This is a genomic window from Sandaracinobacter neustonicus, assembly GCF_006385875.1.
In the GTDB taxonomy this organism is placed as follows: Bacteria; Pseudomonadota; Alphaproteobacteria; order Sphingomonadales; family Sphingomonadaceae; genus Sandaracinobacteroides; species Sandaracinobacteroides neustonicus.
The window spans coordinates 130,269-153,432 of record NZ_VFSU01000017.1 but is presented as its reverse complement, the minus strand read 5'-3'; the positions used below and the strand labels follow the sequence as shown (position 1 = coordinate 153,432).

Here is a 23,164-nt window from a genome sequence, read left to right as displayed (position 1 = left end):
CCTTCGTCCTTTCTGGTAGCGTTATCACTGACATTTTCGACTGTCCATGGCTTGTCATACAATAGAAAGAAATTTTTGCGGCCGAGGCTTTTGCGCCACATTTCCTGCGCAGCATGGGTGCAGCAAAGGCGCGCTTGTTCACACCGTCGGGTAAACCCGGCCGAAGCTGTGACGAAAGGCGCCTATTCGCAGGGCTCCGCCTTGCGGCCTCCCCGGCGCGGCTAATCGTCCTTACGGGCGATCGGCCGGCCGATGGCCTCGGCGAGCATCACATACAGCTTGCCGATGTCGGAGGAGAGCAGCACGAGTGCGAAACTTTCGCCATCCGGGTCTTTCAGGATGCGACGGATCAGTTGTTCGAACTGGTCGAGGTAGCGCGAGGCTTCGGCTTCGAATTCGGCGTCATGCACATAATGGCGGGCGATCTTGCGCGCGGTTTCCTTGTCGGCGAGCCGCACGGTGGCGCGGGCGAACAGGGTGCGGTCGCCGTCGAGGTAGCGTTTCCACGCATTCTCGCCCACGTCGACGGAAAGCAGGCGGGCGACGTCGATGGACGCGGTGTTCAGGCTCTCCACCAGCCGGACGGAGCGGGCGGCCAGCGTGTCGCGGGCGCGGATGTCCATGCGGGTGTCCACCTCGTCCACCCGGGCTTCCGTTTCGGAGATCACCTTCATCAGCTCGACGAGCCGCCCGGTGAGCTTTTCCGAGGCCTCGCCCGCGGCGTCCGCGGCTTTCACCGAGACATCTTCCAGCGCGGCGATCTGCAGCCGGATCGGCGCGCCGAAGGCGGCTTCGGCGCGGGTGGTGGCGAATTCGTTCAGACTTTGCTCCGCCTCGGCGACGACGGAGGAGAGCAGCGACTGCACTTCGCTGGCGGTGGCGTTCACGCTGGCGCGCACCTGCATCACATTTTCCACCATGCGCGCGGCAGCGGCGATGGCGGTCTGTTCGGTGGTGTCGCGAATTTCGTTCACCACGCCGCGCGCGGTTTCGAACTCGCCCGCAAGAGATTGGCTGAGGCCCACGACCGCGCCATGGTCACGTTCGAACTGGGCGGCGCTGTCGCGCAGCAGGGCAACCTGACTTTCGATCCTGTCTGCCAGTGCGTCCAGCTGCTGTTGCATCCCGCGCCCGCGCTCGCTGATGCTGTCGAAGCCGCGCGCCAGATCGGGCACACGGGCTTCGCTGCTGTCGGCGAAGCTGTCGAACGCCGGGGTCAGCCCTGCGATTCGCTGCTCCAGCCCGCCGATGGCAGAGGCCTTTTCATCCAGCGCCTCGCCCAGCGTGGCGATGGCGGAGAGGGTACGGCCCAGCAGTTCGCTTGTTTCGGCATGGCTTTCCGCCGCGCGCGCGCCAAGGTCCACGAAACGGCCTTCGACCTGATCGAGGCTCTGCGAGGCCTCGGCGGCCATGCTGGCGGCCAGTTCCTGCTGGCGCACGCGCAGTTCGCCCAGCCGCAGTTCCACGCCCTCCACCAGCCGCCCGGCTTCCTGCTCCATCTCCAGCCCCATGGCGGATTGCCGAGCCTTCAGCGCGTCCAGCCGCGATTCGACTTCGGCGATCGCGGTGGACAGCGCATCCTGCATCCGCGCCGCCGCATCGGCCTGCCGCATGCCCAGTTCCACCAGCTGGTTTTCCAGCGCGGTGATGCCCCCGGCCATGCGTTCCTGCTGGGTAATGTCGGCCACGCGCTGCCGCTCCGCCAGATCGGCGAGCCGGCTTTCGAACTGGCGCGCGCGCGCGTCGGTTTCGCTGGCGATCCCCTCAGAGGCCTGCCGCTGTGCTTCTGCCAGCGCCGCCAGCCGGGTTTCGATATCGGCGATCACGCCAGCCGCCGACTGCTGCAACTGGGCAGAGAGCGCGATCTGATCCGCGAACTGGCCCTTCAGCTGGCTGGCCGCGCTCATCAGCACGTCCAGCCGCTGGCCGACGAGGCGGGTGCCTTCGGAGCCGAAGCCGTCCAGATCGGCACGCGCCGCCGCCACCATCTGCTCCACGCTGCGCGATTGCGCCGCCAGCGTTTCGCCGATGGAGGCAAAGGCCTCGGCCGAACGATCCAGCACCCCGGTCACGGCGGCGTCCAGCGTATAGGCGCGCCCGGCGATGGTTTTCGTGGTTTCCGCCGCGCTCTGGTCGATCTGCGCGATCAGCCCCTGCATTGTGGACACCATCGCTTCGGCCTCGCGGCCCGCATCACGCCCGTGCGAGGCGATCTGCGACAGGGCGGTTTCCACCGTCTCGATATGGCGGCGCGCGTCGCCGCCCGCGATCTTCAGCGCGGCTTCCGCCTCCTGCGCCTGCCGGGACAGCGCAGGGATCACATCCTGCAATTGCCCGGCAGCGCGGCCCATGTCTGCGGTGGAAAGCGCCATGGTGCCCGCCGCCACTTCCAGCGCCTGCGCCCGCGCGGCCAGCCCCTCACCCTCCGCAGAGGCAGACAGGCGCAGCGTCTCCACCCGCTCCACGCAATCGGACAGGGTGCCGCGGATGCGGCCCAGCTGCTCTTCCAGCTCGGCGGTGGCACGTGTCGCGCCTTCCACCCGCGCTTCCACCTCGTCCAGATCCATGCGGCGGGGGCCAAGCGGCGCGAAGGCGAGGAACAGCAGCAGAATGATCAGCGGCGGCGCGATCATCGCGGCGAGACTCGCCAACTGTTGCAGCAGGCCGGATGGCGCAACCGGCAGGTTCGCCCCTGCCGCCACGGCGATCAGCAGCCAGGCAAGGCCGGCGACCGCAAGAACCCACAAGGGCCATTGCCGCTTCGCTTCCAACCCTGACTGGCTCATCCCTGACTTCGCTCCTGCCGGACTGCCCCCAATCCCCCGGGGCGAATGGCAAATTGCCACTGCAATCACAATTTATTGTCGCGACATTCCCTAGTGATACCATATCTGGTGGAGCGCAAGCGGGAGCTTCGCTTTGTCCACAGGCATGTCAGTTTCGCGACATTTGACGCCCGCCGCAGCTTGGAGAAAGACAGCCCCGGAACGCAAGCGGGAATCGCATTTCGGGGAGGGCGGCGCGGATGAAGATCATGGCGGCGGTGCTACACAGCTGCGGCGGGCATCAGCGGCCCTATGGCGCGGGCGCGCCGCTGGCGGTTCAACCGCTGGAGCTGGACCCGCCGCGCGCGGGCGAATTGCTGGTGCGGATCGACGCGGCCGGGCTGTGCCATTCCGATCTCTCCGTGATCAACGGGGACCGCCCCCGCCCCATGCCCATGGCGCTGGGGCATGAAGCGGCCGCCACCGTGCTGGCGCTGGGCGACGGCGCAGACCGTCTGTTCGCCGTGGGGGACAAAGTGGTGCTCGCCTTCCTTCCGGCCTGCGGCGAATGCGTCCCCTGCCAGTCGGGGCAAGGCTATCTCTGCCCCAATGGCGCGGCGGCGAACGGCGAAGGGCGGATGCTGAGCGGTGGCGTGCGGCTGCACGACGATGGCGCGCCGGTGCGACACCATCTGGGGGTGTCCGCGTTCGCCAGCCATGCCGTGGTCGACAGGCGATCCGCTGTGAAGATCGACCCGGACGTGCCGCCGGAAATCGCCGCGCTGTTCGGCTGCGCCGTGCTGACCGGCGTTGGCGCGGTGCTGAACACGGCGGCGCTTCGCGCAGGCGAATCGCTGCTGGTTTATGGCCTTGGCGGGGTGGGGCTGTCGGCCGTGCTGGGCGCCGTTGCGGGCGGCGCGCAGCCGGTGATGGCGGTGGATCCGTCGCCTGAGAAGCGCGCGCTGGCTCTGGAACTGGGCGCGGCGCAGGCCGTGGACCCATCTGAAGCCGGGGCGCTTCCCAAGGCGGATGTGGTGATCGAAACGGTGGGCCGCGCGGCCGTGCTGGCGCAAGCCTATGCAGCAGCCCGGCGCGGCGGCCGGGTGATCACGGTTGGCCTGCCCAACCCGGCGGAGATGCTGAGCATCCCGGCCGTCTCTCTTGTGGCGGACGCCAAGACGCTGACGGGCAGCTACATGGGTTCCTCCATCCCTGCGCGGGACATCCCGCGCTACATCGCCCTGTGGAAAGCAGGCCGCCTGCCGGTGGAGCGGCTGCTGTCCTCCGTAAGCCCGCTGGGCGAGATCAACAACCTGATGGACAGGCTGGCAGACGGCAGCGCCATCCGCCAGATCGTCATTCCCGGCTGACCATATAGTTGACCGGCAACCCAAGGTCGTGGCAGGGACGCCGCCGCTTGGTTCCGCGGGTGTAGCTCAATGGTAGAGCAGCAGCTTCCCAAGCTGAATACGAGGGTTCGATTCCCTTCACCCGCTCCAGCACTTAGCCCCGTTTCACGGGGTATTATTTACCGGATCATTTACATTCCTGTTCGCCAGACGTTCCCCGAGGGCAACGTTACCGCGGGCCTGGTCGACGTAGCGCTTGCGGATTCGAGACACGCTTAATTCGCTCCAGCCGATGATATCGGCGATCTGCCGGTCGTTGAACGATACCGGGCCTGCGCGGCGGGCCGCGTCTACAGAAACCTCTCAAGATCCCCGATGAAGCGTTCGAACTGGTCATGGTGCAGCCAGTGTCCGGCGTTTTCATACAGCTTCACCTCCGCGTTCTGGAAATGGCGGATGCGGCCGTCCACCGCCGGGTTGGAGGCCCAGCTGTTCGCGCCATACAGCAACAACGCCGGGGCGGTGATGCGGGACCACAGCGTTTCGACCTGCTCCTGAGTCATGTCGGAATCGCCCCAGATGTTCAGATAGGGGTCGAACTTCCAGCTGAAGCTGCCGTCTTCGTTGCGGTTCACGCCATGGATCGTCAGATGTCGCGCCTGCGCTTCGCTCAGATGCTTGTTCTCCTCCATCATCCGGGCCAGCGCGGCCTCCAGCGTGGGATAGCGGCGCGGCGTGCGGCCGGCTGCGGCGCGCTTCTTGTCGATCCACTCACGCGTGCGTTCGGCAAAATCGATCCTGTTGCGCTCCTCCTGCATCGTCGGGCTCATGCCGAGTCCCTCGATCACGACGATCTTGCGCACATGCTCCGGAAACAGCCCCGAATAGCGCAGGGCGATATTGCCGCCCATCGAATGGGCGACGATGGTCACAGGGGCCAGCCCCTGCTGGTGGATCAGCTGTGCCAGATCATAAATGTAGGGGAGCATCTTATACTCGCCATCGGCAGACCATTGGCTGTCGCCATGGCCGCGCCAGTCCGGCGTCAGGATATGCCATTTGTGGCGCAGCGCCTCGGCCGTCCAGTCCCAGTTGCGGCAATGGTCGCGGCCGCCGTGCAGCAACAGCAACGGCGACGCATCCGGGTTGCCCCAATCCGCATAATGCAGCTTCAGCCGCTGCGAAATATAGCTGTGAGAGGCGGGGCCGTTTTGCATGTGATTTCGCAGTGCTGTCCGGATTCGTTATGCGTCAGGCGTCGTTGTATCGGTCTGGAAGCGGGCTGGTTTGCCTTGCTTCTGATAATCTTTAGAGAGCATTTTGCGAAATCTGGGGTTGTAGCGGCCTCCTTGGGCCCCAACCACTGCCATGCCATAAAACCAAAATGCTGTTATCACAGTTATCCATAGTATCGCTGGCCACACCAACCACATCCGATACTTCCACTCGGTTCCAGTGGCTACACCGACGCCAATCAGTGTAATCAGTGGAACCACCATAAGCAGACCATGCAGCCCCGCACCTGGGGAAGGTGAAGATCGATAGAGCTTTCGGGCCACGCGATCACCACGTTCGAACAGCTTCAGCATTTCTCGAAAATACCGGGATATCCGTTCGTTGCAAGTCAGCGCAGCTTCCGCTGTTCGATGCGGAAGCGATCGGATTGCTCAATTACCTCCGCACGTATCAGCGTGCTAACCCCATCGGTGAAGGGGCAAAGCCCCCTCACCGCTGTGGCCCTAAACCCGCTCGATGATGATGGCAGGCGCCATGCCGCCGGCGGCGCACATCGTCACCAGCCCGCGCTTCAGGTCGCGGCGCTCCAGTTCGTCAAGGATGGTGCCGATCAGGATGGAGCCCGTCGCCCCGATCGGGTGGCCCAGCGCGATCGCACCGCCATTCACATTCACCTTGTCGCGATCCAGCTTCAGATCGCGGATGAACTTTTCCGCCACCACGGCGAAGGCTTCGTTGATTTCCCACAGGTCGATGTCGTCCACCGTGAGGCCGGCCTTTTCCAGCACCTTCTTCGCGGCCGGAACCGGGGCGTTCAGCATCAGCGTGGGGCAATCGCCCATGTTCGTCATGGCCACGATCTTCGCACGCGGCTTCAGGCCGTTCTTCTCGGCATAGGCCTTACTCGTCACCAGCACCGCGGCCGCGCCATCCACTACGCCGGACGAGTTGCCCGCGTGGTGCACATGCTCGATCTTCAGATCGGGATATTTCTGGTTGATCAGGCCGCGGAAGGTGGTGCCGCGTTCATCCAGCGGCATGTCGGCGATCTTGGTGAAGCTGGCTTCCAGCCCCGCAAGGCCCTCGGCGGTCGTCTGCGGGCGGGGGAATTCCTCATGATCCAGCGCGACGGAGCCGTCCTCGTTGAACACCGTCACCAGAGACTTGTTGAAACGGCCTTCCGCAATCGCCACCGCAGCGCGCTTCTGGCTTTCCAGACCCAGCGCATCGACATCGGCGCGGGTGATCCCCTCCATCGAGGCAATCGCGTCACCGCAAATGCCCTGATGCGACTGCGGGTGAATCTTCTGCAGATGCGCGTTGCCAGAGCCCATCATCATCGGGGCCATGCCCGCCGCGCGCTCCTCATTGGCCATCGTCGTCGTCAGGCTCATCATTTCCGTGCCGCCCGCGATCACGCAATCTTCAAGGCCGGACATCACCATGCCCGCCGCCAGATTCACCGCCGTGATGCCGCCGCCGCAAAAACGGTCCAGCGTCATCCCCGAAGAACGGATGTCATAACCGGCATCCAGCGCCGCCATGCGGCCCAGATCGCCGCCCTGCTTGCCCTTCTGCGTGCTGGTGGACCAGATGATGTCGTCCACCGTGGCGGTGTCCAGCTTGTTCCGCTCGGCAAGCGCCTTCAGCACGGTTGCGGCCAGATGCTGCGGGTGCAGGTGCGACAGCGCGCCCTTGCCGGGCTTGCCCCCGCCGCGCGGGGTACGGACTGCGTCGATGATATAAGCGTCTGCCATCGGTGATCTCCTTCGCCGGAGAGCGATAGGCTGTGCAGCCGATCCCTCTACTGTGCGAATCGCGAGGAAGGGGCGGTGGAGGGGTGTCTTGGGGAGCGGGTGTTGCCTCCGGCGGGCAGGGCTCTGCCCGGCACCCGGCAGGGGCGTGACGCCCCTGCACCCCCGGACTTTTAGCCCCTCCTCCTTTAGGGGAGGGGTTGGGGTGGGGGCCATCCTCTTAGCGCGAGGTTGGGGGTTTAATGCCTGCGGCGCTTTTGGGGCATGTCCCACCCGCCTCTCCCCACGTCACCCCGGATCAAGTCCGGGGTGACGGTTCGGGGTGTGGGAGGGTTGGTGGGTTACGCCCGGCGTTGCTCCCCTCTCTCCACCTCTCTCCCCGGCGGGGAGAGAGAGCCTCGTAGCGCCGCAGGCAATCGAATCTGATCACTCACACGGCGCTGGAGTGGCCGCACAACGCAAAGTCAGAGGGTGCAGGGAAATCATTTCCCTGCCGGGTTCCAAGGGCAGAGCCCTTGGCCGCCGGAGGCCTCCAACCATACCGCCCCCACTCACACCCCCGCCGCAAACTCCTTCAGCATGTTACGCGCGATCAGCAATTGCAGGATTTGCGTGGTGCCTTCGTAGATGCGGTAGAGCCGGGCGTCGCGGAAGAAGCGTTCGGCTTCATATTCGCTGAGGTATCCGGCCCCGCCGTGGATCTGCACGCAGCGGTCCACCACGCGGCCGCACATTTCGGAGGCGAACATTTTCGCGGCGGAGGCTTCGATGGTGGTGCGGCGGCCTTCGTCGGCCAGCCGGCAGGCGTCTGCGATCATGCATTCGGCTGCGTAGAGTTCGGCGCGACTGTCTGCCAGCATGGCCTGGATCAGCTGGAAGCTGGCGATGGGTTCGCCGAACGCCTTGCGTTCGGTGGCATAGCTGAGCGCCGTATCCAGCGCGCGTCTGGCATAGCCTACCGAGGCCGCCGCGACGGAAAGGCGACCGTTGTCGAGGCTGCGCATGGCATGTTCGAAGCCCTTGCCCTCCACCTCGCCTAGCAGTGCGTCGGCCGGGATGGTCGCGTCGTCCATGATGATGTCGGCGATGGTGGCACCTGCCTGCCCCATCTTGCGGTCGGGCTTGCCCACCGTGACTCCGGGCGTGTCCAGCGGCACCAGAAACGCCGAGATATGGGCGTTGCGCGGCAGGTTCTCCGCGCTGGTGCGCGCCATGATCAGCGCCAGTCCGGCGTTGGGGGCGTTGGTGATGTAGCGCTTGGTGCCGTTCAGCACATAGCCCTCCGCCGTGCGCACTGCCCGCGTCTGCAGCGCTGCGCTATCTGATCCGGAGCCGGGTTCCGTCAGGCCGAAGCTGGCGATCATCCCTGCCGCCAGCTGCGGCAGCCAGCGTTGCTTCTGCGCCGCCGTGCCGCCCGTTTTCAGCGCGGAGGTGACCATGCCGACACCGATGGAAATGGTGGAGCGATAGGCGGGCGCGGCATAGGCGAGGCGGCGGATCGTCTCCACATATTGCGAGACGTTCAGCCCCGCGCCGCCATAGTCTTCGGGAATGGTGATGCCGAACAGGCCCATGTCGCGCATTTCGGTCAGGATGTCGGCGGGCACCGCATTCGCCTCGATCATGCGCGGTTCGGCCGGGATCAACCTGTCGCGCACATAACGGTCCAACTGATCGGCGAAGGCCGTGAAGCTGGCCTCGTCCATTCCGTTGTGGTGGCTGATCGCGGGCATGTTCCCTCCCCCTGTTCGCCCTGCTTGTGCCGGGCTGTTGCCCCGCTCTATGGCGGGCCGATCAGGCTGGATGCAAGGACGGGCAGGCGATGGAACAGAAATCGGAATGGCGCAGCCACGGCGGGCGGCAGCAAGTGTGGACGCACGCCAGCAGCGCGACCGGCACCGACATGACATTCTCGATCTTCCTGCCCGAAGGCGAGGGGCCGTTCCCGCTGATCACCTATCTCTCCGGCCTCACCTGCACCCACGCCAATGTGACCGAAAAGGGCGAGTTCCGCGAAGCCGCCGCCCGGCTGGGCCTCGCCATCCTCGCGCCCGACACCTCCCCGCGCGGTTCGGACGTGGCCGACGATCCCGCCTATGATCTGGGGCAGGGCGCAGGCTTCTACGTCGACGCGACCGAGGCCCCATGGGCTCCGCACTTCCGCATGTGGAGCTATATCACCGAGGAACTGCCCGCGCTGGCCGCCGCGCACTTCCCGCTGGATATGGCGCGGCAGGGGATCACCGGCCACTCCATGGGCGGACATGGCGCGCTCACCATGGCGCTGCGCCACCCTGGCCGCTATCGCGCTGTCTCAGCCTTCGCTCCCATCGTCGCGCCCTCGCAAGTGCCATGGGGCGAGAAAGCGCTGGCGGCCTATCTGGGGCCGGACAAAACCTTGTGGGCCGCCCACGACGCCGTCGCGCTGATCGACGCCGGCGCGCGCCTGCCCGATCTGCTGGTGGACGTGGGCGACGCAGACTCGTTTCTGCAGCCGCAACTGAAGCCGGAGCTGCTGCGCGCCGCCTGCGACACCGCTGGTATCCCGCTGACGCTGAACCTGCGGCCCGGCTATGACCATAGCTATTACTTCATCTCCAGCTTCATGACCTCGCATCTGGAGTGGCACGCGGCGCGGTTGGGGTAGCGCGCGGGCGTTTTTTGCGCGCCGCGTGGGCAGGGCTCTGCCCTGCACCCGGCAGGGAAATGATTTCCCTGCACCCTCTGCAAACAGGCATGGCTTGCCTGCCCTCTCATCCCGCTCAGGCTGAGCCTGTCGAAGCCCCGGACGTGGCGGCACCATGACTGGGCCGATGGTGGATTGCTGCATGGGGCTTCGACAGGCTCAGCCTGAGCGGGTGGAAGTCAGCCGGTGCGACACAGGTGTAATCGGGTTTGATGGCCTGCGGCGCTGGTTTTACGTTCGGCCTGTGTCCATGAAATCCCTTGCGGAGAACGCCTCCGGTGCGGCCACTTCCACCACCGGGTCGTCGCGGTCGTCGAACTCGGTGCGCAGCGCTTTGCTCATCACTGCGTGCATGTCGTACAGGCAGCTGATGTAGGTCAGCTCCAATATTTCCTCGTCACTGAAGCTGGCCTTCAGTTCCGCGAACAACGCATCCGGCACGCGGCCGCGATGTGTCACCAGCCGGTCGGCATAGGCCAGCACCAGCCGCTCTTTCACGTCGAAGCAATCCGCCGTCTGCCATGTGGGGATGGCGGCGATCTTCGCTTCGCTCACGCCTGCGCCGCGCAGCGATTTGCAATGCTGGGAAAAGACGAACTGGCTGCCCACCGCCCACCCGGCCCATGTCTGCGCCAGTTCGCGCAGCACCGGGTCCAGCTTGCGGTTGGGGGATCGGTAATAGCCGAAGCCCTGCATGGCGTGGCGCAGCGTGTCGGGCGAATTGGCGAACACCGGCCACCAGTCCCCCCGCGTGCCGGTGGCGGTGCCGGGTTCGGCAACCGGATCGCGATCCCCGAACAGCAGCCGATAGGCATGAAGCACGGTTTCATCCGTGGCTTCGGCGCGCGGGACGGGGCGCAGGCGTGGCATCAGGCCGCCACCCCGGCTGGCACGTGACGCACGTCCGCAGGCCCGAATTCGCGGGTGCTGGCGGCGAATTCCAGCATGATTCCATTGGGATCGGTGAAATAAACGGAGCGGACGAACACGCCGGGGTGCATTTTCGCACTCACGGTCGCCTCGCTGTCGTCATGGTTCACCACGATCGGCAGCACCTCTACGCCCGCCGCCTGCAACCGGGCGATGACGGCCTGCAATTCATCCTGATCCATATGGAAGGCCAGATGGTTCATCGATCCGATGGCGGTGCGGTCGTCTCCGGGGAATTTCCGCACAGAGGCGATGCCCGGCGCGGGCGGTGGGGCATCCGCCCACCAGAAGAAGGCGACCGCCGATCCGCCGCCGCAATCGAAGAAGAAATGCTGCCCGCCACCCGGCAACTCCACCGTTTTCACCAGCGGCATTTGCAGGACTTCGGTGTAGAATTTCACCGTTTCCGCCATGTCGCGCGCAACCAGCGCGATATGGTTGATCCCATTCGTGCGCATAACCTGTCCTCCCCGCCGATGAGTATTCCTCAAAGGCGGGGCGGAAGGCAGGCTGTCAGAATCGGGCGGTTAGAAGCGAGCGGTCAGCGAAACGCTGACGTTGCGCCCCGGCTGCGTCCATGCGTCGGCAATGGCGCGGTTCGCCGTCGTGTCGGCAAGGCCGCGCACATCGGCCCATTCGGTGTAGGTGGCGTCCAGCAGGTTGAACAGCCCGGCGCGGACGGTGAAATTGTCGTTGATGCGGAAGAAGACGGTGGCGTCCAGCACGGTATAGCCGCCGGGGATATAGCAGCTGGGCGTGCACAGCCCTTCCGTCTCGCGCCGTTCCTTCTGGCTGCCGAAGGTGGCGATCAGCTGCCCGCCAAAGCGGCCGTCCGGCGCGCGGTAGCCCGCGCCCGCCACGAACTTCAGCGGATCGATGGTCAGCAGCGGCCCGCGCACGCCGTCGCGGTCCACCCGGCCTTTCGACCATGCCATGGCACCGTCCAGCGTCAGCCCCGCCACGGGTTCCACCGCGAATTTCGCTTCCAGCCCGTCGATATCCACATGGGCGAGGTTCACGAACTGGAAGATGATCGGGTTGGCGACAGTGCCGATGCCGCCGATCTGCTCCTGGCTGATGAAGTTGCGGTAGCGGCCGGTGAAGGCGGTGAAAGCCGCCTGCACCGGTCCGCTGGCGATGCGCACACCGCCTTCCAGACTCTCGCTCGTCTCCGGCTTCAGGTCGGGGTTCGGGATCGACCGGTAGGCGAAGAAGGGCGAGGTCAGATTTTCGAAGAACTGGTTCACCTGCCCCGGCGCGGGGGCCTTGAAGCCCTGCGCGTAACCGGCGACGAGGCTGACGCCTTCCGTCACGCGGAAGGTCGCGCCCAGCTTGGGCGACACGCGCGAGCCGGACGAGCGCGCGCCTTCGAACGAGGGCAGCGCCGCATCCTGCTTCGGGCGCAGCGAATAATGATCGAAGCGCAGCGCCGGGAACAGGATGAAGCGCCCGTCGGCGAAGCGGATTTCGTCTCCGGCGAACAGCCCGGCCAGCGTGTAATCCGTGATGGGGAAGGGGCGGGTGGGGAAGACTTCGGGCGCAGTCGGCACGGTGCCGTCGCGCAGGCCTTCCTGCCGGGTGATAGAGACGTCTCCGCCCGCCGTCAGCCGGTGCTTTGCAGGGCCGGTTTCGAAGCCCAGCGTCGCGTCTGCGGCGGCCCCCCACACCCGGTTGTCGAAGCTGTTGATGCGGATACGGTCTGCGGCGGTGTTGCGATCCTCAAACGAGGATTGCCGGTTCTTCGATTGCTGCCAGAAGCCGGTCACGCTGGCGTGTTGCACCAGCCCGCTGCCGTCATAGCGCCAGTCTAGCGCCACCCGGTCGCGCTTGATCTTGTCTTGCGCTGTCAGCCCGATCACGCTGGTGGCAGCGCTGGGCACGGGCGCGATTCCGCTCAGCACGTCGGTATCCACCCGGTCTTCCAGATGTTCGCCTGTCAACCGCAGCCGGTGGCCGCCGCCCAGATCATAGACCAGCTTGCCAAGGAAGCTGTCGGTGCGCGTGTCCTGCGGGTTGGGGCGGGTGCGCGTGCTGTTGGGGGCATCGTTCGTGCCCTGATTGTCCAGCTCATGGCCGCGGCGGATCGTCACTGCGCCCATGGCGGAAAAGGCCCCTGCCTTGCCGCTGACGATGCCGGTGCCGCTCCACTCCTGATCCGCAGAGGCATAGCCCGCGCGGCCCAGCACGGAGAAAGCCTGCCCGCGCAGCAGATCTTCCGGGTCTGCCGTCACAAAGCTGACGACGCCCGCCAGCCCGTCGCTGCCATAAAGGGCAGAGGCCGGGCCACGCAGGATTTCCACCGATTTCACAAGGCCCAGATCGACATAATCGCCGCGCCCGGCCGCTTGCGCGCCGAAATCGAAGCCGTCCGGCACGCGCACGCCATCCACCAGCATCAGCACGCGATTGCCTTCAAGGCCGCGGATGTTGAAGCCCGCATTGCCGTCGCGCCCGGTGCTGCCGGATGCCGCGCCAAAGCGGGTGGGCGCACGCCGCACGCTGACGCCGGGTTCGAAGCGCACGAGGTCTCGGATGTCCGTCACCAGATTGTCGGCGATGCTGTCGGCATCGAACAGGGTGACGGTGGCGGGCGCTTCAAGGATCGACAGCGGCGTGCGCGTGGCGGTTACCACGATGGCAGGCGCGCCGCCGCCCAGCGCGGCGTCCGAGTCGTCCGCCTCCGCAGCGACGGCGACGGCAGAGAGGAAGCTGCCGGCGAGGGCGGCGGCGATGATTTTAGCGGGTGTTGAAAGATTGCTCGGCATGACGATCCCTGATGTGTCCCTGTTTTTGGGTTGCGAATGACTCGCAAATGCAATGCCGTGACAATTTTGATATTGCAAGTGACTCGCATTCAAATCTATTCAACCGACATGACAAACCTCGCCCCTGCCGCTTCCGGCACCCCCGCCGACGCACCCCGCCCGGCCCCAAAACGCCCCATCGATCAGGCCGCTGCGCTTGGTGTGTCCGAAGGGGTGTGGCTCACCGCGCACCAGTCAGACGCGCGCGTCATCCGCCTCGCTCTCCCGGCCGCCGCCATCATCGAAGCGCTGCCGCCGCTGGGCACAGTGATGGCGCTCACGCGGAACCATGCCTGCGTGCATGAGAAGGACGGCGCCTACGCCAATATCGAGATCAACGGCGGCATGGGGCTGGTGCTGAACCACGAGATCGACCTGAGGCTGTTCATGGGCCAGTGGGCGCATGCCTTTGCGGTGGAAACGCCGCTGGACGATGGCGCGATCCGCCACAGCCTGCAGTTCTTCGACAAGGCGGGCGTGGCCATCCACAAGATTTTCGCCCGCCCGCAAACGGACATGGCCGCCTGGCGCGACCTTGTGTCGCGCTTCGCGGTGGAAGGCCCGTTGCAGCCGATCTTGGCCGAACCCATCGCGCCCCCGGCAGCCGACCGCCCGGATGCCGAAATCGACGTGGAAGCGCTTCGCGACGGCTGGTGGAAGCTGGCCGACGTGCATGATTTCTTCGCGCTGCTGCGCAAGCAGGGTGTGGGGCGGCGGCAGGCGATGCGGCTGGCCGGGGGCCCCTTCTCCCGTGCGATCCCCACGGATTCGCTGCAGGCGATTCTGGAACAGGCCGTCGCCCGCGACGTGCCGATCATGTGCTTCGTGGGCAACAATGGCTGCATCCAGATTCACAGCGGCCCGATCAGGCGGGTGGTGCCGATGGGTCCGTGGCTGAACATCCTCGATCCCGGCTTCAACCTGCACCTGCGCGCGGACCTGATCGCAGAGGCCTATGCCGTGTGGAAGCCGCAGACAGACAGCGCGGTGCATTCCATCGAGCTGTTCGACAAGGACGGCCTGCTGATCGCCCAGTTCTTCGGCGAGCGGAAGCCCGGCCAGCCGGAACTGGAAGGCTGGAAGCAGATCGTCGAGGAAGTGCCCGCCGCATGATCGCCCGACTGCTGGCGCTGCTGGCGCTGATTCTGGGGGCCACGGCTACCCATGCGGCGGAGCGGATCGTCTCCGTTGGCAGCGATGTCACCGAAATCGTCTTCGCGCTGGGCGAAGGCGGCAAGGTCGTCGCGGTGGACGACACCTCCATGTACCCGGCGGAAACCGGCAAGCTGCCGAAGCTGGGTTATCTGCGCCAGCTCGCACCCGAACCGGTGCTGGCGCAGCGGCCGGACCTGCTGCTCGTCAGCGCCGGGGCCGGGCCTGAAGCTGTGCTGCGCCAGCTGGAGCGCAGCGGCCTGAAACCGGTGATGGTGCCAGACGAGGCAAGCGCCGCCGGGCTGGCAGCGAAGATTCGCACCATCGCCGCCGCGCTGGGCAAACCGGCCGAGGGCGAGAAGCTCGCCGCCTCGATCATCGCCCGGTTGCCGAAGACCCAGCCGGATAAAGGCCCGTCCATGATGCTGGTGCTGGCAAGCGCGCCGGGCCGTATCATGGCGGCGGGGCAAGGGACGGCTGGCGACAGTTTCATCCGCCTTTCCGGCGGGCGAAACAGCTTCACGGCCGAAGGTTATAAGCCGCTCTCCGCCGAAGCCGCCGTGGTCGCCGCACCCGAGGTGCTGCTGATACCCAGCCATGTGCTGGGCATCGCAGGCGGGCTGGAGGCGTTGACGAAAGACCCGGTGCTGGCCCGCACGCCCGCCGTGCGCAACGGCCGTGTGTTCGTGGTGGACAGCCTGATGGCGCTGAACTTCGGCCCGCGCCTGCCCGAAGCGGTGGCGAAGCTGCGCGGCGGGCTCGGGCTGGCGAAATGACGGCGGCCGTCGCGGCGGCTTCCAGCGCGCCCGCCCGGCTTGGCCGCGTGGGTCGCACGGCGCTGCTGCTGGCGCTTGCCCTGTTCGTCTCCATCGTCGCCAATCTGCGGCTGGGGGCGGTGCCCATCGAATGGCGCGACCTGCTGGCGCTGATCGGCATCGGTGAAGGCGACCCCGGTGCGCTGACGGTGCTCACAGGCATCCGCCTGCCCCGGCTGCTGGCGGCGCTGGCGGTGGGGGCCACGCTGGGCGTTTCCGGCGCGGCGTTGCAGGCGCTGTTCCGCAACCCGCTGGCGGAACCCGGGCTGCTGGGCGTTTCCACCGGGGCGGCGCTGGGTGCGGCGATCTGGTTCGTATTCGGGGCCGGGCTGTTCGCGGGCCTCGCCTCGCTGGACTTGCTGCGCCCCTTCATCCTGCCGCTGCTCAGCTTCGCGGGCGCGCTCGCCTCGGTTGCGCTGGTGCTGTGGCTCGGCCGATCCGGCGGGCCGGGGGCCACCGTGCTCATGCTGCTGGTGGGGATCGGCGTGAACGCCATCGGCGCGGCGCTGATCGGCTTGGCCACCTATATCTCCACCGATACCGAAATGCGCGCGCTCTCCATGTGGATGCTCGGTTCGTTCGCGCAAACGGAATGGGCCGTGCTCGCGCCCGCGCTGCTGCTGATCGCGCTGGCCACGACCGCCCTCATCCGCACCCACCGCGCGCTGGACCTGCTGGCGCTGGGCGAAGCCCCCGCCCGGCATCTGGGCATCGATACAGACAGGTTGCGGCTGAAACTCGGTTTACTCACGGCGGTGGCGGTGGGTGCGGCGGTCTCCCTGTCCGGCGTGATCGGCTTCGTGGGGCTGGTGGTGCCGCACATGCTGCGCATGGCCGTGGGGCCGGCGCACCGGGCGCTGCTGCCGCTGTGCGCCATGGGTGGCGCGGCGTTGCTCGCCACCGCAGACCTTGCCGCCCGGCTGGTGGCGCTCCCCGCCGAAGCGCCGGTCGGCGTCATCATGGCGCTGGTGGGCGCGCCAGTGTTCCTCTCCATGCTAATTCGCACCCGGCGGGCGTGGCTATGATCCTCTCCGTCGAAAATCTCTGCGTCACGCGCGGCGGTGGCACCCTGCTGGATCGCCTCAGTCTCAGCCTTGAACCGGGCAGCATCACCGTGCTCGCCGGGCCAAACGGCGCGGGCAAGTCCACCCTGCTGGAAACGCTGGCGGGCGATCTGCCGCCCACCGCCGGGCAGATCCGGCTGGATGGCCAGCGCATCACCGATCTCTCGCTGCCGCGCCGGGCCGAATTGCGCACCATGCTGCGTCAGCAATCGCTGATCGCCTTCGATTTCGCCGTGACCGAAGTGGTGGCGATGGGCCTGCACCCGCACGGCATCAGCGCCGATTCGCCGCACGGCCGCGCGCTGATCGCCGAAGCGCTGGCCGATATGGACCTGTCCGCCTTCGCAGACCGTTCCGCCACCCGCCTGTCCGGTGGGGAGGGCCAGCGCGTGCACATCGCCCGCTCCCTCGTCCAGTTGCGCGCAGGCGAGCAACGCAGCCTGCTGCTGCTGGACGAACCAACCACCGGGCTGGATTACCGCCACCAGCTGGCGCTGCTGCAAGTGCTGAAGGCCGAGGCGCAAGCCGGGGCCACCATCATCGCCTCGCTGCACGATCTGCCGCTGGCCTGCCGCCTCGCCACGCGCCTGCTGCTGCTCGCGCGCGGCACCCTGTTGGCAGACGTGCCGCCCGAGCAGCTGGACCCGGCGCTGGTCGCAGACGTCTATGCCATCGATCCCGCCGAAGCCGCCCTGCTGCTGGGCCTCGGCCGATCCCCCCTCCCGCTGCGCCTCGCGGCGGAATAAAAGGCCTGCCATGTTGTATCGCCTCGCGCTTTCCGCTGCCCTGCTGGCCACCACCCCCGCCTTCGCGGCCACCTGCCCCGCGCCGGGCCAGTGGATCGACGCCGCCGGAAGCCCGGTTTCCGCCAGCGCCGTGCTGGACAAAGCGCTGGCCGCGCAGACCGTGCTGCTGGGCGAACGCCACGCCACCCCCGCACACCACCAATGGCAGGCAGACACTATCGCCGCGCTCGCCGCCAAAGGCCCCGTGGTGATCGGGCTGGAACAGCTCCCCCGCGAAGCCCAGCCCGCGCTGGACCGCTGGGTGGCGGGCGAACTGGACGAAGCCGCCTTCCTCTCCGAAAGCAAATGGGCCGAGCGCTGGGGCCATGATTTCACCGCCTACCGCCCCGTGTTCGAATTGGCGCGCGCGCGCAAAATCCCCATGAAAGCCCTGAACGTGGATCGCGCCTTCGTCCGCAAAGTGGGCCGCGAAGGCTTCGACAAAGCCGCCGCAGACGGCAAATCGCCCATCAGCAAACCCGCAGCCGCAGACCCGGCCTACGCCGCCAAACTGGCCGACACCTTCCGCGAGCACATGCGCGAAGCCAGCCCCGAAGCCATCGCCCGCTTCATCGACGCCCAGCAAGTGTGGGACCGCGCCATGGCCGAAGCCATCGTCACCGCGCTCCGCGACAACCCCGGTGCCCACGTCGCCGCCATCATGGGCTGGGGCCATGTCGCAGACGGCCACGGCGTGGCCCACCAGCTGAAAGCGCTGGGCGCGCCGCTGGTGTTGACAGCAATTCCGGTGAAGCCGGGCGAAGGCTGCGAACCAAAGGCCGGGGCGGCGGACCTGCTGTTCGGAGCTGAGTAGGCGGGCGGCGGTTTTTGCGCGCCGCGCGGGCAGGGCTTTGTCCTTGGAACCCGGCCTGCGGCTTTTTTTTGCCTCCGGCGGGCAGGGAAATGATTTCCCTGCACCCTCTAAGTTGGCGTTGCGCCGCAACTCCCACGTCGTGCACCTGATCAGCTTTGATTGCCTGCGGCGCAACGAAGGCTCTCTCTCCCCGCTGGGGAGAGAGTTGGAGAGAGGGGAGCAACGCCGGGTCCGATCCACCAAACTCCCCAACCTACCCACCCGCTCAGCCTGAGCTTGTCGAAGGCCCCTGAGAAAACCCACCACCCTCTCCACAACCACAACCGTCACCCCGGACTTGATCCGGGGTGACGTGTGGAGAGGTGGGTGGGACATGTCCCAGAGCGCCGCAGGCAATAAACGCCCAACCTCGCGCCAAGCGGATGGCCCCCACCCCAACCCCTCCCCTCCAGGGGAGGGGCTAAAAACTCCGGGGGTGCGAGCGGCGTCACGCCCCTGCCGGGTCTCGGGCAGAGCCCGAGCCGCCGGAGGCCTCCACAGCCCCGCCCACGCAACGAGGCCTCAGAAACGCCCCCCCGAACCCCGCCAGCCCGCTAAAAACGCTGCCCCACGCGTATGCCGAAGAACTGCGGTCGCACCGGGTAGGAGCGGTAGAATGGCCCGCAATAGGATGGCGCGCAGGCGGTGTTGCGGCTGAGTTCGCCGCGTTTGTCGAAGGCGTTCAGCACGAACAGTTCCGCTGTGATTCCGCTGGCGAATTTGGCCCCGGCGGAAAAATCGAAAGTGGCGAAGCCGCCGGTGTAGCCAACGGCTGCAACGTCCCGGTCCATCAGGAAGGATCGGCTGCTGCTCTGGAACTGAAGTGCCCCCTGCACGAAGGCGTCTGACGTGTTGATGGGGAAATTGTAGCGGACGCTGGCATTGCCTTTCAGTTTTGGCTGGATGGGCAGGCGGGTGCCTTTGGGGGTGCAACTGATGCTGCCGTCGCCGCCCTCCTCGCAGAAGTCGCTGGTCAGCTTGGCGTCGGTGTAGCTGCCGGCGGCACTGAGTTCGACTGCGCCGAACCGCAGCAGGATATCGGATTCGATGCCTTTGGATTCCGCCCCGCCGACGTTCGTGAGGCTGGTGACGCCTGCGTCGCCCGGCCGGGCGAGGGCGAACTGCATATCCTTCCACTTCTGGTAGAAGATCGCGCCGTTCCAGCGCAGCGTGCCGTCGAACCAGCCGGTTTTCCAGCCGACCTCGAAGTTGCTGAGCGAATCGGATTTATAGGCCCCGTATGCGGGCTTGCGATTCACGCCGCCGGGGCGGAATCCGGTGGAATAGGTGGCATAAACCATCTTGCCCGGCTCCACCCGCCAGCTGATGTTCAGCTTGTGGGTTTCGCCGGTTTCCCGCGTTTTGTTCGGGATGGGCGTTGTCGCGCCATAGGCGTGCACGTTCACGCAGGGGATGTCGGGATTGTCCGTCGGCAGGCAATTCTCGTCGATATTATAGGAAAAGCCCGAGAAGCCGACGAGCGAGTTTTCCGCGCGGAAGCCGCGGATGCCGCCGTTCACGGTGAGGTCGGGGGTGATGTCATAGCTGAGTTCGCCATAGATGGCGTAATCGCTGTCCACCCGGTCCAGCCGCTTCAGATAGACGGTGTCGTCGATGATCGGCTGGAACCAGATCAGCCCCTCGGGCGGCACAGAGCCGATTCCGGGGATGAAATATTGCGCGTCGATATCGTTGGTCTGCCGCTGGTAGAACAGGCCGCCGGTGAAGCGCAGCGGCTGATCGCTGGGCGAGGAGATGCGCACTTCCTGCGTGTGCTTGGTGTAGTGATAATTCAGCTTCTGCCGCTGCGTGGGATCGAGGAAGCCGCCGTTCCCGTCGGGGAAATAGGTCGCGTAATAGCCATAGGTGTCATAGGCGACGGTGTAATAGCTGTAGTCGATCTCATTCTCGAGGTGGCGTTTGAAGTAGCCGCCGGAATAGACGAGATCCCAGTTGCCGATCTTGCCTTCGATCGTCAGCGCCGCCTGCCACCATTCGTCATTATTGTAAGACGGGCTGAAATCCCGCACCTTCAGGTCGCCCACGCGCGGATCGAACAGGAAGGCCCCCTTCGCTTCCGACTTCTGGTAGATGAACTGCGGCGTGATCGCCCAATCCTCGTCCAGATCCACCTTCAGCGCGGCGCGGCCGCCATAGTTGGTGACAGGGTTGAAATTGTCCTTCACCAGCTTGGCGTTGTTCACCGTCTTGGAAATTTCCGGGTCCGGCTGGTCCAGCGTGTAGGTGCGCTCACCAAACACATTGTCGATATAGCCGCCGTCTTTCTGGTAATAGCCCACAAGGCGGATGGCGGCGTTTTCGGCCACGGGGAAGTTCACGAATCCTTCAAGGCTGCCGCCCGGATCGCCCTTGCCATATTTGGTGAGCGACACATCATAGCCCGCTTCGAACTTCGTCGGATCGGGCTTGTTGGTGATGATGCGCAGCGTGCCGGACATGGAGCTGGCGCCGAACAGCGTGCCCTGCGGCCCGGCCAGCGCTTCCACCCGGGCGATATCATAGATGTGCAGATCGGGGGTGCCGCCGATGGTGGTGATGGGGATTTCATCGATATAAGTGCCGGTGGTGGGGGTGGAACCGGCGTCCAGCCCGTCTCCGGCATTGTTGATGCCGCGAAAGGCGATCTGCGCCTGCCCCGGCCCGAACGACTGGAAGCTGAGGCTGGGCAGCAGCCGGGCATAGCCGTCGAACGAGCTGACATTCTGCTGCTGCAGCGTTTCCGTGCCCAGCGCCTGAATACTCAGCGGCACATTCTGCAGGCTTTCGGTGCGCCGCCGCGCCGTCACCAGAATGTCGGCATTGCCCGTTTCATCCGCTGTGGCCGTTTCCCCGGCCGCCGCCGGAAGTGCCCAGCCAAGAGCGGTTGAAGCCAGCAGAATCTGCGCGATACACGGAGCTGTCACCCGCTTCATCACTATAGACCCCTTTCCCCGGCGGGGCGTCCCCGATGCGCCCTCTGATTGATCCGGAAGATGGGAAACTCTCTCTTTGTTGGACAGGCGTCAAGTGGTTATGCGGCGGTGCAGCACTCAGGCGGGCCAGCCCGCGATTTCCGCCTGCAGCGCCTGTTTCAGCGGCCCCAGCCATGGCTCGAAATTCTGCCATTGCTCCACCCCGTCGCGGTAGATCGGGCGGCGCACCTGTTCCGAACTGGCGGTGCGCACGGCGCGTTCCGTTTCGTGGAAGCGCAGGCAGGCGGGATCGAACGGCAGCCCCAGATACGCCAGCAACGCGCGCACCTGCGCCTCTGTATCGTCCACCATCCGTTCGTAGATCACCCGGTGCACAGCCCCGGGCGCGACCCGATCGACATGCGCCATCAGCCGCGCATAATCGCGATAGTAGCCGGCCATATGCTCAAGGCTGTAAGCGAAGCTCTGGCCACGCGCGAAATGCTGCTTGTAGTTGGCAAAGCAGCAGGCCAGCGGATGGCGGCGGGCGTCGATGATCTTCGCATTGGGCAGGATCAGCCGGATGAAGCCGGTGTGCAGCCAGTTGTTCGGCATCTTGTCGATGAAAAAGGGCCTGTCCGTCCTGCGTTGCGGCCGGGTGCGTTCCATAAACTCCTCGCCCAGCGCGCGCAGCCGGTCGGGGGGCAGGCTGGCCAGCAATTCCGGATAGGCATCCGCTTCGCCGCCCAGACGCGTCGCCATCATCTGGATGTCCGGCAGCTCCTGCGTGCCCTCTACCTGCGGGTGGCTGGCCAATATCTGCTCCACCAGAGTCGATCCGGCGCGGGGCATGCCCAGAATGAAGATCGGATCCGGCGCGGCGCAGCCTTGCCCCACGCGGGATTGCAGGAATTCCGTCGTGAACAGCCGGATCGTGCGCTCCACCCGCTCGCTCAGCTTCGCCGGATCGTGCGGCACCGCCTCCAGCCGCAGCCGGTTGCCCTGTTCATAGTGGCGGAAGGCAGGCTCGAACTGCTTCGCATCCTCCAGCGCCTTGCCCAGTGCGAAATGCAGGTGGAAGCGGTCCTCGCCCTGCACCTGCTCATCGGCAAGCGCCTGCTGCATCGTGGCAAGATCAGCCGGTTCGAAGCGCACCGTCTTCAGATTGGCGAGGCTCCACCACGCCTCTCCGAAGCCCGGCTCCAGCGCGATGGCGCGGCGATAGGCCGCCACGCTGTCCGCCTGCCGACCCAGCGTCTTCAGCGCGTGGCCATAGCTCAGCCACACCTTCGTCAGCCCCGGCTGCCGCGCCAGCGCCTTTTCGAAATGCACCAGCGCCACGTCCAGATCGCCCGTCCGTGTCAGCGCCACCGCCGCGAGGTTGCGATAGGCGGGATTCTCCGGCTCCTCCGCCATCAGCCGGTCCAGCTCGATCAGCGCCTCCTCTGCCCGCCCGCCGCGATACAGCACAGTCGCCAGATTGAAGCGCGCCGGCGCAAAACCGGGGGCCAGTTCAATGGCCCGGCGCAGCAGCGCCTCCGAATCCGGATAACGGCCGATCCGCGCGGCCAACTCCGCCAGCATGCGAATGGCGGCCACATCGGTCGGGTCCGCCTTCAGATGCGCCTTCAGCGCCTTCTCCGCCACCGGCAGGTCGCCCCGCGCCAGTGCGACCGCCGCATCCCGCAAGCGCGGATCATTCACCGAGGCGCGAATGGCCTCCGCCTGCGCCCGATCCGACCCGGCCTCGTCCCCCAGCAGCAGCAATTGCTCCGCCAGCGTCCGCCACGCCACCGCCGAATCCGGCATGGCGCGCACCGCCTCCCCCAGCGCCCGCACCGCCAGATCCGGCTGCCCACCCGCCGCCAGCGCCTGCCCCAGCAGCAGCTTCGCCGCTCCGCTGTGCGGCACCACGCGCAGAATCTCCCGCGCCTGCTGCTCGGCCATGGCCGGGTTTTCCCCCAGCAGCCGGGCTGCATGGGCAAGGGCGGTTTCCAATGTGCCGGTGGGCGCGGTGCTCATACGCGCAGAGTTGCCGATCGGATGGGCGGGGGCAAGC

General features: G+C 66.3%; 17 protein-coding genes and 1 tRNA gene. 8 read left to right on the top strand and 10 right to left on the bottom strand.

Translation table 11 applies throughout. The features are described from left to right. Positions 1–221: 221 nt before the first annotated feature. Positions 222–2,786 (bottom strand): coiled-coil domain-containing protein, encoded by a 2,565-nt coding sequence (locus FJQ54_RS05820; RefSeq protein ID WP_140927471.1) that lies wholly within the window; start codon positions 2,784–2,786, stop codon positions 222–224. Positions 2,787–3,025: 239 nt separating this feature from the next. On the opposite strand from FJQ54_RS05820, the gene FJQ54_RS05815 reads away from it, so the two are divergent. Further along, positions 3,026–4,135 (top strand): zinc-binding dehydrogenase, encoded by a 1,110-nt coding sequence (locus FJQ54_RS05815; protein ID WP_140927470.1) that lies wholly within the window; start codon positions 3,026–3,028, stop codon positions 4,133–4,135. Between the two features lie 55 nt (positions 4,136–4,190). Further along, positions 4,191–4,264 (top strand) — tRNA-Gly (locus tag FJQ54_RS05810). Between the two features lie 200 nt (positions 4,265–4,464). Here FJQ54_RS05810 and FJQ54_RS05805 read toward each other — a convergent pair. From FJQ54_RS05805 to FJQ54_RS05790, 4 genes are all read right to left on the bottom strand, one after another. Next, on the bottom strand, positions 4,465–5,331 hold the full coding sequence (locus tag FJQ54_RS05805) for an alpha/beta fold hydrolase (protein ID WP_140927469.1): 867 nt from the start codon (positions 5,329–5,331) through the stop codon (positions 4,465–4,467). Positions 5,332–5,358: 27 nt separating this feature from the next. Further along, complete coding sequence (locus FJQ54_RS05800; RefSeq protein ID WP_140927468.1) at positions 5,359–5,703, bottom strand: hypothetical protein; 345 nt, start codon at positions 5,701–5,703, stop codon at positions 5,359–5,361. A gap of 150 nt (positions 5,704–5,853) precedes the next feature. After that, positions 5,854–7,107: an acetyl-CoA C-acetyltransferase gene (locus tag FJQ54_RS05795; protein ID WP_140927467.1), complete on the bottom strand. Its 1,254-nt coding sequence runs from the start codon at positions 7,105–7,107 to the stop codon at positions 5,854–5,856. Positions 7,108–7,655: 548 nt separating this feature from the next. Beyond that, positions 7,656–8,837 carry an acyl-CoA dehydrogenase family protein gene (locus FJQ54_RS05790; protein ID WP_235890329.1) on the bottom strand — a complete coding sequence of 394 codons (1,182 nt, stop codon included), beginning with the start codon at positions 8,835–8,837 and terminating at the stop codon, positions 7,656–7,658. Positions 8,838–8,926: 89 nt separating this feature from the next. On the opposite strand from FJQ54_RS05790, the gene fghA reads away from it, so the two are divergent. Further along, on the top strand, positions 8,927–9,751 hold the full coding sequence (fghA, locus tag FJQ54_RS05785) for an S-formylglutathione hydrolase (protein WP_140927466.1): 825 nt from the start codon (positions 8,927–8,929) through the stop codon (positions 9,749–9,751). A 270-nt stretch (positions 9,752–10,021) separates the two neighbouring features. Here the strand turns inward: fghA and FJQ54_RS05780 are convergent, their stop codons facing one another. The 3 genes from FJQ54_RS05780 to FJQ54_RS05770 all read right to left on the bottom strand — a co-directional run bounded on the left by FJQ54_RS05780 (position 10,022) and on the right by FJQ54_RS05770 (position 13,485). Further along, entirely contained in the window at positions 10,022–10,660 is a 639-nt protein-coding gene (locus tag FJQ54_RS05780; RefSeq protein ID WP_140927465.1) for a carboxymuconolactone decarboxylase family protein, read from the bottom strand. Further along, positions 10,660–11,178, bottom strand: coding sequence for a VOC family protein (locus FJQ54_RS05775; protein WP_140927464.1), 519 nt, complete (start codon positions 11,176–11,178; stop codon positions 10,660–10,662). Before FJQ54_RS05775 ends, FJQ54_RS05780 begins: the two co-directional genes overlap by 1 nt. Positions 11,179–11,247: 69 nt before the next feature. Continuing rightward, entirely contained in the window at positions 11,248–13,485 is a 2,238-nt protein-coding gene (locus tag FJQ54_RS05770) for a TonB-dependent hemoglobin/transferrin/lactoferrin family receptor (protein WP_140927463.1), read from the bottom strand. Between the two features lie 108 nt (positions 13,486–13,593). Here FJQ54_RS05770 and FJQ54_RS05765 point away from each other — a divergent pair, with 108 nt between their 5' ends. Genes FJQ54_RS05765 through FJQ54_RS05745 form a run of 5 tightly spaced genes read left to right on the top strand, consistent with a single transcriptional unit; the run spans position 13,594 to position 18,154 of the window. After that, positions 13,594–14,637 (top strand): hemin-degrading factor, encoded by a 1,044-nt coding sequence (locus FJQ54_RS05765; RefSeq protein ID WP_181159996.1) that lies wholly within the window; start codon positions 13,594–13,596, stop codon positions 14,635–14,637. Beyond that, entirely contained in the window at positions 14,634–15,452 is an 819-nt protein-coding gene (locus FJQ54_RS05760; protein ID WP_140927461.1) for a heme/hemin ABC transporter substrate-binding protein, read from the top strand. The genes FJQ54_RS05765 and FJQ54_RS05760 overlap by 4 nt, the downstream gene beginning before the upstream one ends. Then, a complete protein-coding gene (locus FJQ54_RS05755) occupies positions 15,449–16,516 on the top strand; it encodes a FecCD family ABC transporter permease (protein WP_140927460.1) in 1,068 nt (355 codons plus the stop codon). Before FJQ54_RS05760 ends, FJQ54_RS05755 begins: the two co-directional genes overlap by 4 nt. After that, the gene (locus FJQ54_RS05750; protein ID WP_140927459.1) at positions 16,513–17,301 is read left to right on the top strand and encodes an ATP-binding cassette domain-containing protein; all 789 of its coding nucleotides are present in this window, start codon (positions 16,513–16,515) and stop codon (positions 17,299–17,301) included. Before FJQ54_RS05755 ends, FJQ54_RS05750 begins: the two co-directional genes overlap by 4 nt. Before the next feature lie 10 nt (positions 17,302–17,311). Continuing rightward, positions 17,312–18,154, top strand: a complete 843-nt coding sequence (locus FJQ54_RS05745; protein WP_181159994.1) for a ChaN family lipoprotein — start codon at positions 17,312–17,314, stop codon at positions 18,152–18,154. 593 nt (positions 18,155–18,747) lie between these two features. Here the strand turns inward: FJQ54_RS05745 and FJQ54_RS05740 are convergent. Both FJQ54_RS05740 and FJQ54_RS05735 read right to left on the bottom strand, forming a co-directional pair. Next, a complete protein-coding gene (locus FJQ54_RS05740) occupies positions 18,748–21,126 on the bottom strand; it encodes a TonB-dependent receptor (protein WP_235890328.1) in 2,379 nt (792 codons plus the stop codon). Between the two features lie 117 nt (positions 21,127–21,243). Next, complete coding sequence (locus FJQ54_RS05735; RefSeq protein ID WP_140927457.1) at positions 21,244–23,127, bottom strand: tetratricopeptide repeat-containing sulfotransferase family protein; 1,884 nt, start codon at positions 23,125–23,127, stop codon at positions 21,244–21,246. Positions 23,128–23,164 lie beyond the last annotated feature (37 nt).

What these genes read in the sequence shown, in the direction of transcription:
- FJQ54_RS05820 (WP_140927471.1), bottom strand. Translation starts at nt 2,786, where the DNA reads ATGAGCCAGTCAGGGTTGGAAGCGAAGCGGCAATGGCCCTTGTGGGTT.
- FJQ54_RS05815 (WP_140927470.1), top strand. Translation starts at nt 3,026, where the DNA reads ATGAAGATCATGGCGGCGGTGCTACACAGCTGCGGCGGGCATCAGCGG.
- FJQ54_RS05805 (WP_140927469.1), bottom strand. Translation starts at nt 5,331, where the DNA reads ATGCAAAACGGCCCCGCCTCTCACAGCTATATTTCGCAGCGGCTGAAG.
- FJQ54_RS05800 (WP_140927468.1), bottom strand. Translation starts at nt 5,703, where the DNA reads ATGCTGAAGCTGTTCGAACGTGGTGATCGCGTGGCCCGAAAGCTCTAT.
- FJQ54_RS05795 (WP_140927467.1), bottom strand. Translation starts at nt 7,107, where the DNA reads ATGGCAGACGCTTATATCATCGACGCAGTCCGTACCCCGCGCGGCGGG.
- FJQ54_RS05790 (WP_235890329.1), bottom strand. Translation starts at nt 8,837, where the DNA reads ATGCCCGCGATCAGCCACCACAACGGAATGGACGAGGCCAGCTTCACG.
- fghA (WP_140927466.1), top strand. Translation starts at nt 8,927, where the DNA reads ATGGAACAGAAATCGGAATGGCGCAGCCACGGCGGGCGGCAGCAAGTG.
- FJQ54_RS05780 (WP_140927465.1), bottom strand. Translation starts at nt 10,660, where the DNA reads ATGCCACGCCTGCGCCCCGTCCCGCGCGCCGAAGCCACGGATGAAACC.
- FJQ54_RS05775 (WP_140927464.1), bottom strand. Translation starts at nt 11,178, where the DNA reads ATGCGCACGAATGGGATCAACCATATCGCGCTGGTTGCGCGCGACATG.
- FJQ54_RS05770 (WP_140927463.1), bottom strand. Translation starts at nt 13,485, where the DNA reads ATGCCGAGCAATCTTTCAACACCCGCTAAAATCATCGCCGCCGCCCTC.
- FJQ54_RS05765 (WP_181159996.1), top strand. Translation starts at nt 13,594, where the DNA reads ATGACAAACCTCGCCCCTGCCGCTTCCGGCACCCCCGCCGACGCACCC.
- FJQ54_RS05760 (WP_140927461.1), top strand. Translation starts at nt 14,634, where the DNA reads ATGATCGCCCGACTGCTGGCGCTGCTGGCGCTGATTCTGGGGGCCACG.
- FJQ54_RS05755 (WP_140927460.1), top strand. Translation starts at nt 15,449, where the DNA reads ATGACGGCGGCCGTCGCGGCGGCTTCCAGCGCGCCCGCCCGGCTTGGC.
- FJQ54_RS05750 (WP_140927459.1), top strand. Translation starts at nt 16,513, where the DNA reads ATGATCCTCTCCGTCGAAAATCTCTGCGTCACGCGCGGCGGTGGCACC.
- FJQ54_RS05745 (WP_181159994.1), top strand. Translation starts at nt 17,312, where the DNA reads ATGTTGTATCGCCTCGCGCTTTCCGCTGCCCTGCTGGCCACCACCCCC.
- FJQ54_RS05740 (WP_235890328.1), bottom strand. Translation starts at nt 21,126, where the DNA reads ATGAAGCGGGTGACAGCTCCGTGTATCGCGCAGATTCTGCTGGCTTCA.
- FJQ54_RS05735 (WP_140927457.1), bottom strand. Translation starts at nt 23,127, where the DNA reads ATGAGCACCGCGCCCACCGGCACATTGGAAACCGCCCTTGCCCATGCA.